Source organism: Nocardia mexicana NBRC 108244, from assembly GCF_001613165.1.
In the GTDB taxonomy this organism is placed as follows: Bacteria; Actinomycetota; Actinomycetes; order Mycobacteriales; family Mycobacteriaceae; genus Nocardia; species Nocardia mexicana.
Genome location: NZ_BDBV01000001.1, coordinates 175,996 through 188,584 on the forward strand (window position 1 = coordinate 175,996; position 12,589 = coordinate 188,584).

Below are 12,589 nucleotides of genomic sequence, written 5' to 3' on the forward strand. Positions count from 1 at the left end.
TCGCCGGGTTCAGGCGAATCGGACCTCGGCCGTCGCGTAGCCGAACAGCTTGCGGCCCTTGGCCGTGGCGTCGATGACGACCGTGGCGGTGCGGCGCAGCGGATTCAGCCAGGTGATGCGGCCCCGGAACTCGATCGCGGTCCGGTCCCCGGAGCCGATCGGCAGATAGTGCATCTTGGGCGCGTACTGGACCCGGTACCTCGTCACGGCGGTCGGATCGCCCACCCACGACGACAGATATCCGGCGGCCAGGCCGAGGCTGAACATCCCCGGTGTCACGACGCCGCCCGACGGCCGATCGCCGGTGGCGTGGCGGCTGGGCGCGCCGACCACGCTCGCGTGATTCATCACATCCGCGGGCGCGAGCGGGTGCCGCCGGACCGGAAGTTCGGAGCCCACCGCCAGCTCGGCGAAATCGAGCACCGGCTGCGGGGAATGGGTCGTCGCGGGACCCGGATGCCGGACCGGGAGGTGGTCGCCGAGTCCGGGAATGCGGGGGCGCCGCCGCGCCGGAACGAGCTCTAGCCCGCGCTCGTGGCCGACCGGACCGCCGCCGCGGGCCGTCCGCTGGGTGTGCACGAGCAGCGTCGAGGAGCCGACGGTGACGATCCGCTCGTGCCGATCGCGCAGGGTCGTCGCCATCGAGACGATGTCGTAGTCGCGATAGTGGCGGAACGATTCGAAATGCACATCGCAACCCACCCGGTCCCCGGCGAGCAGCGGCCGGACGATGTCGAGGGTGCGGTCGGCGTGCAGGATCCGGCCGCTGTGGAAGCCCGGCACCATGGCCGCGAGAGTCTCCTCCTCGGCCCGCATCCACACCATGGTGGGAAAGGTCGGCGGCGCCACCAGCGCGCCGAATCCGCGGGCGGCCGAGGCATCCGCGTCCAGGTGGATGCGATCGAGGTTGCCGACGGCGCGCGCGTACTCGCGGATGCGCTCGGCATCCACGGCGAAGTCGTTGCGCGACCGCAGTCGTTCGTTCGATGCCACGTGCGGGACATCGACGGATGCGCCTCCCATGGTGCTCCTTTGCAGCGAATCCGGCCGGACCGGCTTCTTCCTAGGGGATAACCATTGTTTTCCCGGCCCGCCCCCGACTCACCCCGCAGAACCGATGATCTGGAGAAATCACGGCATTTACGACCCGCCGGTTGTGAACCCCCCGCCCACCACTTCCCGCACCCCCTGCCAGCGCGGAAACCGGTGCGGGAACACGCACGGGGTGCGAGAGCACACTGACGCAGACCGGGGCGGTTTGCCCGGAAAGACGGACTTCGGTGGCCCGCGGGCGGTTTCGGGGCGCCGGTGCACCGATGGCTCGAATTATTCGTCCCGGCTGGGGATTACTTCGAGGGCGGGCGGCGAGTAGGACACCGGCGAGCGGGGCGAGGACAGCGGGATGTCCTGACGAGGTGACCTGTGGATGGGGTGCGAATTCTGTGGATAACCAGCGGTTTTCGCGGCCCGGGCAGGGAACTCGGTGGCGATACTTCGGCCATGACCATATTTCGGGCGCGCGGGCCGATGTTGCATCCGCGGGTGGCGGTGCTGCGCAGGCCCTCGGGCGCAGTGCAGTTGGGGTGGGATCCCGAGCGTGCGGTGGTGGTGGATCCGCCCGGGATCGGTGCCGACCTCGTCGCCGAATTCCTGAAGCTACTGGACGGTCTGCGCAGTCATCCGCAGATCATCTGGCAGGCAAGTCGTTTGGGGATGGACTCCGGCGATGCCCTGAACCTGCTGGCCGAGATCGACAAGGCCGGATTTCTGATCCTCCCGCAGTCGAGCGCCGGGCGGGTCCGCTCCGTGCACGTGCACGGGCGGGGGCCGCTGTCGGAGGCGGTGGCCGCCGGTGTACACCGACTGGGCCTGCGGCCCAGCCGTTCCCGCGATGCCGGCGCCGACCTGTCGAACACCGGCCGGGCGGCGGACGTGGTGGTGCTCGCCGATGCGCTGGTGCCCGAACCGCACCTGGTCAACGACCTGGTGCTGCAGCGGATTCCGCATCTGCAGGTCCGTATTCGCGACGGCCGCGGCGTGGTCGGGCCGCTGGTGCTGCCCGGCGGGACCAGCTGCCTGCGCTGTGCCGACCTCACCCGCCGCCAACTCGACGCCGACTGGCCACATCTCGCGGCCCAGCTCCTGGGCCGGATCGGCTACGGCTCCCCCGCGATGATCGCCGCCACCGCGGCGCTGGCCCTGCGCGACCTCGAAATCGTCATCGCCGGCGCCCCCGATCCCCCACCCCGAACCCTCGACACCACACTGGAACTCGACCCCGACACCCACCAGGTCCACTGCCGCACCTGGCCCGCCCACGCCGCCTGCGGCTGCCGAGCCCTCCTGTCCGCGCCGCCCCGCTGACCCCGCACCCGGCGCCGGGTCAGGCGCCGCAGGTGTAGGCCGAGCCGGTGAGGGAGATGAGGGCGCAGCCGGGGTTGCCCGACTGGAGGAACGGCAGGACCTTGCTCCAGCTGTGCAGAAGGCCGTCGGCGAAGGCCGAGCCGGTCACGATCGGGGGGATCGAGTCGATCGGTTGCGCCGATGTCGGAGCGGGCTCGGCTGTGAGAGTGTTGCCCGCCCACGCCGAAGGGGTGAAGACGGTCGGCAGGGCCAGGGCGACGGTTGCCGCACCAGCGGCGATCAGGCGGTTGACGTGCATTGTTCCTCCGCAAAGGTTCGAGTGATGGTGGCTGCGACCGCCGCCAGTATCGACATCCGGGCATGTGCGCCAAAGCCCCCATTGCCGAGGTCGGTCCCGAACGCACGGGCTGGCCGACCGGTTCGTCGGTGTCTGCGTACAGGGCGTCGGCAGCGACCGAACACCACATCACCCGGTCCCGGCGACTCCGATTGATACGTCCATACCCCTGGATGTGACCGATACCACCACTCTGTGAGGCCTATAAGTTCACCCAATTCCCATGGCACACCGCACGGTCCGTCGGCCATGATGAGTAGGTGTCTGAGATTGTGCGCCGTCGCTCGTCCCGCAATGCCAAGCTGGCCAAGATCCCGCTCGGGATCGCCGGCCGGGCGGCAGTGGGATTCGGTCGCAAGCTGGCGGGGGGCGACAAGGGCGAGATCAACGCCGAACTGAATCAGAGGGCCGCCGAGCAGCTGTTCGCCGTACTGGGCGAACTCAAGGGCGGCGCCATGAAATTCGGGCAGGCGCTGTCCGTGATGGAGGCCGCGGTCCCGGAGGAGTTCGGCGAGCACTACCGCGAGGCGCTGACGAAACTGCAGGCCGCCGCCCCGCCGCTGCCCGCCCCCGCCGTGCACCGGGTGCTGGACCAGCAGTTGGGGACGGGCTGGCGCAAGCGCTTCGAGTCCTTCGACGACGAGCCGACCGCCTCGGCCAGCATCGGCCAGGTGCACAAGGCGGTGTGGTCCGACGGCCGCGTGGTCGCGGTGAAGGTGCAGTACCCGGGCGCCGACGAGGCGCTGCGCGCGGACCTCAAGACGCTGAACCGGATGGCCGGGATGATCGGCGCGGTGATCCCCGGCGCGGACGTGAAACCGATCCTCGCCGAGATCACCGAGCGCACCGAGGAGGAACTCGACTACCGCACCGAGGCCGCCAATCAGCGCGCCTTCGCCAAGAGTTTCGACGGTCACCCGCGCTTCCTGGTGCCGAAGGTCGTTGCCGGCGCGCCGAAGGTGATCGTCACCGAATGGCTGGACGGCACACCGGTTTCCGCGATCATCAAGCGCGGCGAACAGGACCCCGCGGGCACCACCGCGCTACGCAATCAGGTCGCCGAACTGATGGGCGAGTTCCATTTCTCCTCCCCCTCGATCGTCGGCAAGCTGCACGCCGACCCGCATCCGGGCAATTTCATGATGCTGCCCGACGGCCGCCTGGCGGTCATCGACTTCGGGGCGTGCGCGCCGCTGCCGGGCGGCTTCCCGCCCATCCTCGGGCAGATGGTGGCGCTGGCGGTGGAGGATCGGTTCGAGGAACTGATCGATCTGATGTACACCAACGGCTTCGTCATCCCGGGCCGCAAGGTCACCCACCAGGAGATCGCCGACTATCTGCGGCCGTTCACCGACCCCATCCAGACCGAGTCGTTCCACTTCACCCGCAAGTGGATGCAGCGGGTCGCGGGCAAGGCCACCGACGTCAGCCGTCCGGAGCTGAAAACCGGTATGGCCCTGCAACTTCCGCCCGAGGACATCATGATCTTCCGAGTGCTGATGGGTTCCATCGGCATCTGCGCGCAGCTCGACGCCGAGGTCCCGTTCATGAAGCTGATGCACGACTGGGTTCCCGGTTACGCCGAATACCGTACCGCCAGCTGAGATTTCCGCCCCGGGCGGCGAACAGCAGGTGGACGGCTATGCCGACCAGCGCCGCCATCGTGACCCCGCTGCCGAACAGCAGCCGCAGATCCGACGGAAAGCCCCGGTACAGCGCCGGGGTCAGGATCGGCAGCAGTCCGGCGGTCAGAGCCGCTGTGGCGGTGACGAGTTCGGCGTCCGAACTCAGATCCACCCGCTCGAACATGCCGATGCCCGCGGTGACGATCATCGCGAAGGCGATCGCCGCGGTGCCGCCGATCACCGGCCCCGGAAGCGAATTCACGACCCGGCCGATCGGCGCGACGAAGGCGATCACCACCAGGAGGACGCCGGTGACGGCCGTGACGTACCGGCTCCGCACGCCGGTCAACCGGATCAGTCCGATGTTCTCCCCGCTGGTGACCATCGACGGCCCGCCGAACAGCCCCGACAGCAGCGACGTCACCGCATCGCCGCGGATGGTGCGCCCGACCGTGGCCGACGTATCGATCTCCTTGCCGACCACCCGGGCGTTGAGCACGGTCTGCCCGGTCGCCTCGGCCATCGACCCGATTCCGAAGACCAGCAGCGGGATCGCGGCCAGCAGATCGAAATGCGGTGTGCCGAACAGGAACGGCCGCGGCGCCTGGATCAGCGCCGAACCCTGCTGTAGGTGAAACTGGCCCAGCGCTGCCGCGACGGCGGTACCCACGGCCATGCCGATCAGCACCGACAGCCGCCGCCATCCAGTGGGCAGCACCCGGTGCGCCAGCACGGTCGCGGCCACCGTGATCGCGGCCAGGGCCACCGCGCTGCGAGTGGGCTGATCGCCCGGTCCGGTGATCAGCCCACCGGCCACCTTCACCAGGTTCACGCCGATGACCACGATCATGCTCGCGATCACGACCGTAGGCAGCCGGGTCACCAGCCGCCGCGCCACCGGCACCACGAGAATCCCGGCGACCGCGGTGATCAGCACGGCCCCGCTCGCGGTGGCCCCGCCGGATTCCTGCGCGATCTGAATGAACAGCACCACTGCCGCCCCGCCCGGCAGCATCACGAACGGCAGCCCCGCACCGAGCGAGAGGCGCCCCAGCGACTGGAGAATCGTCCCGATACCGCTGAAAAGCAGAGCGGCGCAGAGCAATGCCCGCGTATCGCCGTCATCGAGGTGCAGACTGCGCCCGATCAGCAGCACCGAAGCGATCGGCGTCGCCACCATCACCAGCAGGTGCTGGGCCGCCGCCGCGAACATTCGGCCCGGCGGCGGGACCTCGTCCACCGGAGCTACCGTCGCCATCGCGCGGCCCCGCATCCGTAGCCGCCGCTGGTCCAGCAGACCACGCCGTCATTCCGGCGTGCTTTTGGTCGGAATCCATCTGCACCAACCGCGTCACCGTGGATCCCGGCCAAAAGCACGCCGGGAAGACGAAGGCGGGTCCGCATACGAGGACCAGGGCGGGTCCACATACGGGGACCGGGGTGGTGAACAAGCGTGATCATCGGGAGACCAACCACGGAATGTCCTCGGCGGCATAGCGATACGCGCGGAAGATCGCGTTGGACAGGCCCGGAAACACCGCTGCGGTGTCCGGATCCGGGTAGCTGGTGAAGGAGGGCACCACGTACTCCCAGCAGACGCGCCCGTCCGCGGTCACCTCGAAGATGCGCCCGAACGCCGCCTCGGTGATCAGGGTGTTGCCGTTGGGCAGGCGCTGCGCCCCGCCCATGAACGGCGTGAAGAAGGCCTCGCGCGGGGAATCCTGATAGGTCCAGCCGAGTTCGCCTGTCTCGGCGTCGATTTCGATGACCCTGCTGTAGGTGACCGATTCGCCGGTGCGGAAGGTGCCGTTGTCGAACACCAGCAGCTTGCCGTCGCCGACCGGCGTCGCGTGATGCTGCTGGGCGACCGTCGACCGATCGGCCAGGACGGCGTAATGCCCGGTGCGCCTGTCGATTCGGATCACCGCCGACACACTGCGCAGGCTCGCCACCACGGTGTCCTCGTCGAGCGGATACACGCTGTTGATCAGCGGCCAGTGCTCGCGCCAGTAGTGCGGCTGCAGGCCGAATTCACCGGGATCCAGGTGCTCGAACGCCTTCCACTCCCACAGGGGCGTCCCGTCGGCGGCGACCTCCCGGATCACGTCCGCCCACACCACGCCGTCGGCCTCGGTGCCCGGCACCCCGCCCTCGACCCGCGCGGCGGCGGCTCCGGTCAGCGGCTCCACGGCGGTGTAGAGAATGCGCCCGTCGTCGTAGTGGTGGGCGTCGTGATGCTGGTAGTCGTCGCGAAACTCGGTGCGCAGCACGCCGTCCGGGCCGTATTTGCCCATGGAACCGCCGCTGTATTTGCGCCACATCGCGAACAGCGGCGGAATCGACAGCGTCGCGCCGTTGTAGGCCAGGATGCCGCCCGGCAGCAGCCGCGCATGACGACCCGGGCGATGCGGCAGTTCCCAGCGATGCGCCGGTTCGCCCTTCGGGTCCACCAGATCCACCACGCCCCGCCCGGCCAGCGGCGCGTACAGCGTGTAACCGGGCCACGACAGCTCCGGATCCAGGCCGATCAGCCCGGTTCCCCGGCGTTTGAGCGTGTTCTGTTCCACCGCACCTCCTGAAAATGTAGCTCCACTGAATATTCAGTACGGTAGGGCGGCGATGAAGACTTACGATCACCGTGATGTAAAAACTGTGCTGCGGCGGCGCGGCGCCGAGAATGAAGCCCGAAACCGTTGGGAGGCTGAGTGAGTGCGCGCACAGGGTGAACGACGGCTGGGCCTGGCCGATGTGGTCCACAACCGGCGGCTGGCGGAGCGGCTGACGCTGGCGCAACTGGCCGAGCGGACCGCGCTGTCGCCGTCGTTCCTCAGCCAGTTCGAGAACGGCCGCACCAATTCCAGCCTGCGCTCGCTGCAGCGGATCGCGGACGCGCTCGGCACCACCGCCACCGAACTGCTGGCCGAGGCCGATCCGGAACCCGGCACCGCGGTGGTCCGGGCGAGCGCGGAACCCGTACTGACACAGGGCGATCCGGGCGACGACGGCTCGGTACGATCACTCGTCCACGGACGCCGGGACCTGCGCGCCCTGGAATTCACCGGCGGCACCGCCCGGGGTGAGCGCGAATTCGCCCACGACAACGACGAATTGATCTACGTGGTGCGCGGCACGATCACGGTGGTCGCCGACGACACCGAGATCACACTCTCCACCGGCGACACCTACTACTGCGCGGCGGGAACCGAACATCGCTGGTGGGCCCACACCGACGACACCGTCACCCTGCTCCTCGCCGTCGCCGACGGGTTGGTCGTGCGCCACCCGCCACATCGCCCCCGCTGACGATTCCGGCCGAGAGCGCGCCGGAAATAATGAGAGAGAGCCCCGCACCTCGCGTGTTCCTCATGCCCCCGACAAAGGGCGAGCCCCGCACCTCATACAGAGATGCGGGGCTTGCTCATGCTCGCGGGGGTGACTGGCACTCATGCCACGGCCACCTTGCGCGGGCGGCCACGGGGCCGCTTGCGGGCGATCACGACACCCTGGTCGAAGATCTCACCACCCCAAACTCCCCAGGGCTCACGGCGATCCAGCGCCGCGGCCAGGCAGCCCTTGCGGATCGGGCAGCTGGCGCACAGGGCCTTCGCCTCCTCCAGCTGCGCCGGGTTCTCGGCGAACCACAGGTCGGGGTTGCCGACCCGGCAAGGCAGGTTGAGCGTGACTCCCCGGGTGCGGGAAGTCGGGGCCACGGTAGCGCGGCATGTCACGCGAGGAACGGTCGCGGTAGACACGTCGTCTCTCCTTCAGCTCGTGCAGCGGTCGTTTCGTTGTCTTCCGCGAAACCGGTGCCGGTGGCTGGAGAGCCGGTAAAAACTATGGCCACGGTTTCGCTTCGGGCGATCCGTGGCCAGGAGGCTTAGGGGAGGTGATCCCTACCTATGTCGACTTCGGTGTCGATCCCTGAACACGGTCGCTGGGTCGGTGCGGCGGAGGCGGACTGCCATATCGACCGGCTTGTCGTCGGTCGCATAGGCATTGGCGAATGCGTTCGCGGATGCGTCGGCAAAGGCCAGATGCCAGCCCCACTCGTGCTTGTCCGTCATGATCGGAGCGATTGCATGCGTCGGCGCCGCCGGTGCTGCGGCTCCGCGAATGGCTTCCACCCCGAGAATGCGTACGACGGGCAAACCGGTCCCCTGCGAAGCGAGGACCCCCCGGGAGGCAGGCACGCACGGAATCGCCGTCGCCGCAACGCCGGTCGACGCGATGGTTGCGATTGCGTTCACTGGTCTGCCTCCTTCCTTCTCGGTATCCGAATGCTCACTGTGCACACTGGGATGACCTCCCGGTGTGTGATCCCCACCCTACGGGTGCGTTACACAAGCGCACAACCTATTTTTCACCTGCAGTTTTATGGTCTTGCGCACGCGCGCGCGACCTGACTATCGCTAGTACGTCGGCACCGAACTGCCCGAGCTTCTTGGCCCCGATACCGGGTATCGCCACCAGCGCGCGATCGTCGGTGGGCAGTTGCTCCGCGATCGCGGTCAGCGTGGTGTCGCTGAAGACCACGAAGTGCGGGACCGACAGCTCGTCGGCCTTCTCCTGCCGCCACTCCTGCAGGGCGGTCAGCAGGCCGGAGTCGATCTCGGCGGGGCAGCGTGAGCACCGGCCGAGCATGGTGGACTTGGTGCCCAGCAGCGGGCGGCCGCAGACGCGGCAGGTCGGATGGCGGCGTTTACGCGGATCACCGGCGGGCTGGGCGATGCGCGAGGCGGGCGAATCCTCGGGCACCAGGTCGTTGAGGAATCGGCTGCGGCGGCGGGTGCGGCGCCCGCCCTCGCTGCGCGACAGCGCCCACGACAGCTGCAGATGTTCGCGGGCGCGGGTGACGCCCACGTACAGCAGCCGCCGCTCCTCCTCGAGGGCGGCCTCGTCGGCGACGCTGCCGCCGTCACCGAGAACATGGGCGATGGGCAGGGTGCCGTCGGCGAGGCCGACCAGGAATACCGCATCCCACTCCAGGCCCTTCGCGGCGTGCAGCGAGGCCAACGTGACGCCCTGCACGGTGGGTGGATGGCGCGCCTCGGCGCGGGCGGCGAGCTCGCGCAGCAGGCCGCCCAGATCGAGGTTCGGATCGTGGGTGGACACCTCCTCGGTGAGCTGCACCAGGGCCATCAGCGACGCCCAGCGCTCCCGCGCCTGGGCGCCACCGGGTTCGGTGGCGGTGAGGCCGAGGCGGCCGAGGGCGGCCCGCACCAGGCTGACCAGTTCGGCGCCGCGGGCATCGGGCAGATCGTCGCGGGCGGCGGTCTGCCGCAGTGCCTGGACCGCCTGGCGCACCTCGGTGCGCTGGAAGAACCCCTCGCCCCCGCGCACCTGGTAGGGGATCTCGGCCTCGGTGAGGGCCTGCTCGTAGGCCTCGGACTGGGCGTTGATTCGGTACAGCACGGCGATCTCGCCCGCCGGAACCCCCCGGCCGACGAGCTTGGCGATGCGCTTGGCGACGGCGTGCGCCTCGGCGGGTTCGTCGTCGAATTCGGCGAACGACGGCTCCGGACCGTCGGGGCGCTCGCCGATCAGCTGCAGCCGGGTGCCGGCGATGCGGCCCCGGGCGGCACCGATCACCCGGTTCGCCAGCGACACCACCTGCGGCGTGGAGCGGTAGTCGCGTTCCAGCCGGACCACCGTCGCATCGGGGAAGCGGCGCGAGAAGTCCAGCAGATGGCCCGGCGAGGCACCGGTGAAGGAGTAGATGGTCTGGTTGGCGTCGCCGACGACCGTGAGGTCGTCGCGGTCGCCGAGCCAGGCGTCGAGCACGCGCTGCTGCAGCGGCGTGACGTCCTGGTATTCGTCGACGACGAAGCAGCGGTAGCGGCCGCGGAACTCCTCGGCTACCGAAACATAGTCCTCCAGGGCGGCGGCGGTGTGCAGCAGCAGATCGTCGAAATCCAGCAGCAGGCCCTCCGCCGTGCTCTTCAGCTGCTCGTAGCCGGTGTAGACGGAAGCGACCTTGCCCGCGTCGTACGGGATCTCGCGCCGCAGCCGGGCCGCCGTCGCGGCGTAGTCCTCCGGCGCGACCAGGGACGCCTTGGCCCATTCGATCTCCCCCGCGAGATCGCGCAGGCTCTCGGTGCTGGTCGGCAGGCCGACGCGCCCGGCCGCCTGCGCGACGATCGGGAATTTGCTGTCGATCAGCCGCCACGGCACATCGCCGACGATCTGCGGCCAGAAGTACTTCAGCTGCCGCAGCGCCGCGGCGTGAAAGGTGCGCGCCTGCACCGTGTTCGCGTCGCCGCCGAGCCCCAGCCCGCGCAGGCGACTGCGCAGCTCCCCCGCCGCCCGCGCCGTGAACGTGACCGCCAGCACCTGATCCGCGCGCACGTGCCCGGCCGACACCAGATGCGCGATGCGGTGGGTGATGGTGCGGGTCTTGCCGGTGCCCGCACCCGCCAGCACGCAGACGGGCCCGCGCGGCGCCGTCACGGCGGCCGCCTGTTCGGGGTCGAGGCCGTCGAGCCGGAGCGGGGGCGAGGAGGTCGGCGCGGGCACGGGCTCCATCATGACAGCGCGCACCGACAGGCGGCGGATGCCCGTGCGGGAATCCACCGGAGATCGGCCGCGGCGCAGTACGGTGCGACCGTGCCCTCCGACACCCCGTCCCCGGAGACCGAACCCGGTGACCGGCACGCGACCTGGATGGAGCTGTTCTTCGACCTGGTCGCCGTCGCCGGGATCGGGCAGCTGACCCACCTGCTGCATCGCGGGCCGTCGCTCACCGACTTCGCGCTGTATCTCGCGCTCTACCTGGCATTCTGGATGGTCTGGGCGTGCGTCACGTTCTACAGCGACATTTCCCGCGACAACACCCGGATTCCGCTCATGCTGGCGGCGATGCTCGGGCTGGGCCTGATGGCGGCCGCGGTGGCGGGCTTCCCGGAGCGCCACGCGACGGCCTTCGCCGCCGTGTACGTGATCGTGCGGCTGGCCACCGACGCGGTGTGGGATCGCGGGCAGGTGGTGGTCGACTGGCCGACCGCGCAGCTGAGCACCGGAGCGATCCCGTGGCTGATCTCGCTGTGGGTGCCGGAGCCGTGGAAGTACTGGCTGTGGGCGGCCGGGCTCGCCATCGACATGCTGCTGATGTTCGCGGTCACCGGCGAGAGGATGATGGCCGGCGCCCAGGAGTCCCTGGACCGGCGGCTGCGGCACTCCAGGCGCTTCGCGGGTATGGAACCGCCGAAACTGCAAGCGCTGCACGCGGATCCGGCGCACCTCGGGGAGCGGCTGGGGCTCTACGTGATCATCGTGCTGGGTGAGGGCGTCATCGTGGTGATCGACGCCGTCGGCGGCGTGGCCTGGAACGCGAAGGTGCTGGCGCTGGGCCTGGAATCGTTCCTGATCCTGGCCTGCCTCTGGGCGCTCACGCTGACCTTCGGCTTCATTCCGCGCCTGATGTCGGTCCCCACGGCGGCCGGTTCCATTCCGCGCCAGCACGTCATGGCCACCCACTGCTGGCTGACGGGCGCGATCGCGACCGTCGCCGCCGGACTCGGCCTGGTCCTCGAGCATGCCGAGGGCCATCCGACCACCGGAATCAGCTGGGTGCTCGGCGGGGCCGCCGCGGCGTACTTCGTGATCAACCTCTTCGGCGGCGCCCGCAGCGGGGCAGGCCTGCGCTGGGCGCTGAGCTGGCCGCTCCCCTGCGCGGCGCTGTCCCTCGCGCTCGCCGCCACCGGACCTCGGCTGCACCCGCTCGGACTGGTATCCGGGATCCTCGTCCTGATCGTGTGGGCCCTCGCCTGGGAGTCGCACGCGGCGGGCAGGTGGCCCGGCCGGAACTAGAGCATCGTTCGCACGCCGATCGTCACGAGAAATACCCCGAGCACGAGCATCGGCAGTGCCAGTACGGCCTTGCCGACGAGCACCCCGCGGCGTTCGGAGAAGCCGTAGGGATTGTCCGGGTCGTAGAGGATCGGCAGGCGTCGGCCGACCTTGGGCCCGCGCCCGGCGTAGAACGAACTGGTGGTCCGCACGACCACTCCCCGATCGGTCCGGAACTCGAAGACCGCCGAGCGGGCGAGGTGGCCGGGCGCCGCCGCGCCCGAATCCCGCTGCCCCACAACGATCGCCGTGGCGCGCCGCAAGCGCGAGCGCCTGCGCAGCCAATCGGAGGTCTCGGCTACCACGCTGAACACGACGACGAGTCCCGAGACGCACGCCAGCACGCCCTGGAAGATGTGCACTGCCGACCCCCGATGCGCGTTACCGCGGTGTTCTGCCGCGGATCGATTTCCTCCGG

Annotated in this window: 12 protein-coding genes; 4 read left to right on the forward strand and 8 right to left on the reverse strand. The window is 69.6% G+C overall.

From position 1 onward, the window contains the following. Window positions 1-9: 9 nt before the first annotated feature. The gene (locus NM1_RS00720; protein WP_068012587.1) at window positions 10-1,023 is read right to left on the reverse strand and encodes an FAS1-like dehydratase domain-containing protein; all 1,014 of its coding nucleotides are present in this window, start codon (window positions 1,021-1,023) and stop codon (window positions 10-12) included. Window positions 1,024-1,500: 477 nt separating this feature from the next. Here NM1_RS00720 and NM1_RS00725 point away from each other — a divergent pair, with 477 nt between their 5' ends. Continuing rightward, window positions 1,501-2,364 carry a hypothetical protein gene (locus NM1_RS00725; protein WP_068012589.1) on the forward strand — a complete coding sequence of 288 codons (864 nt, stop codon included), beginning with the start codon at window positions 1,501-1,503 and terminating at the stop codon, window positions 2,362-2,364. Between the two features lie 19 nt (window positions 2,365-2,383). On the opposite strand, the gene NM1_RS00730 is transcribed toward NM1_RS00725, so the two are convergent. After that, window positions 2,384-2,662 carry a hypothetical protein gene (locus NM1_RS00730; RefSeq protein WP_068012591.1) on the reverse strand — a complete coding sequence of 93 codons (279 nt, stop codon included), beginning with the start codon at window positions 2,660-2,662 and terminating at the stop codon, window positions 2,384-2,386. A 299-nt stretch (window positions 2,663-2,961) separates the two neighbouring features. Here NM1_RS00730 and NM1_RS00735 point away from each other — a divergent pair, with 299 nt between their 5' ends. Further along, the gene (locus NM1_RS00735) at window positions 2,962-4,305 is read left to right on the forward strand and encodes an ABC1 kinase family protein (protein ID WP_068012593.1); all 1,344 of its coding nucleotides are present in this window, start codon (window positions 2,962-2,964) and stop codon (window positions 4,303-4,305) included. On the opposite strand, the gene NM1_RS00740 is transcribed toward NM1_RS00735, so the two are convergent. Then, on the reverse strand, window positions 4,247-5,584 hold the full coding sequence (locus NM1_RS00740) for a uracil-xanthine permease family protein (protein WP_169814176.1): 1,338 nt from the start codon (window positions 5,582-5,584) through the stop codon (window positions 4,247-4,249). The two genes, NM1_RS00735 and NM1_RS00740, sit on opposite strands and share 59 nt — an antisense overlap. Before the next feature lie 199 nt (window positions 5,585-5,783). Beyond that, window positions 5,784-6,893, reverse strand: a complete 1,110-nt coding sequence (locus NM1_RS00745; RefSeq protein WP_068012598.1) for an aryl-sulfate sulfotransferase — start codon at window positions 6,891-6,893, stop codon at window positions 5,784-5,786. A 142-nt stretch (window positions 6,894-7,035) separates the two neighbouring features. On the opposite strand from NM1_RS00745, the gene NM1_RS00750 reads away from it, so the two are divergent. Further along, window positions 7,036-7,629, forward strand: coding sequence for a helix-turn-helix domain-containing protein (locus NM1_RS00750; RefSeq protein ID WP_068012601.1), 594 nt, complete (start codon window positions 7,036-7,038; stop codon window positions 7,627-7,629). Window positions 7,630-7,769: 140 nt separating this feature from the next. Here the strand turns inward: NM1_RS00750 and NM1_RS00755 are convergent, their stop codons facing one another. The 3 genes from NM1_RS00755 to NM1_RS00760 all read right to left on the reverse strand — a co-directional run bounded on the left by NM1_RS00755 (window position 7,770) and on the right by NM1_RS00760 (window position 10,851). After that, the gene (locus NM1_RS00755; RefSeq protein ID WP_068012603.1) at window positions 7,770-8,054 is read right to left on the reverse strand and encodes a WhiB family transcriptional regulator; all 285 of its coding nucleotides are present in this window, start codon (window positions 8,052-8,054) and stop codon (window positions 7,770-7,772) included. 165 nt (window positions 8,055-8,219) lie between these two features. After that, window positions 8,220-8,573 carry a hypothetical protein gene (locus NM1_RS41810; protein WP_147288923.1) on the reverse strand — a complete coding sequence of 118 codons (354 nt, stop codon included), beginning with the start codon at window positions 8,571-8,573 and terminating at the stop codon, window positions 8,220-8,222. Between the two features lie 106 nt (window positions 8,574-8,679). Continuing rightward, window positions 8,680-10,851 carry an ATP-dependent DNA helicase UvrD2 gene (locus NM1_RS00760; protein WP_084519036.1) on the reverse strand — a complete coding sequence of 724 codons (2,172 nt, stop codon included), beginning with the start codon at window positions 10,849-10,851 and terminating at the stop codon, window positions 8,680-8,682. A 78-nt stretch (window positions 10,852-10,929) separates the two neighbouring features. On the opposite strand from NM1_RS00760, the gene NM1_RS00765 reads away from it, so the two are divergent. Further along, window positions 10,930-12,132 (forward strand): low temperature requirement protein A, encoded by a 1,203-nt coding sequence (locus NM1_RS00765; RefSeq protein ID WP_114699483.1) that lies wholly within the window; start codon window positions 10,930-10,932, stop codon window positions 12,130-12,132. Here NM1_RS00765 and NM1_RS00770 read toward each other — a convergent pair. Further along, window positions 12,129-12,533 (reverse strand): DUF3592 domain-containing protein, encoded by a 405-nt coding sequence (locus tag NM1_RS00770; protein WP_068012606.1) that lies wholly within the window; start codon window positions 12,531-12,533, stop codon window positions 12,129-12,131. The two genes, NM1_RS00765 and NM1_RS00770, sit on opposite strands and share 4 nt — an antisense overlap. Between the last annotated feature and the right edge of the window lie 56 nt (window positions 12,534-12,589).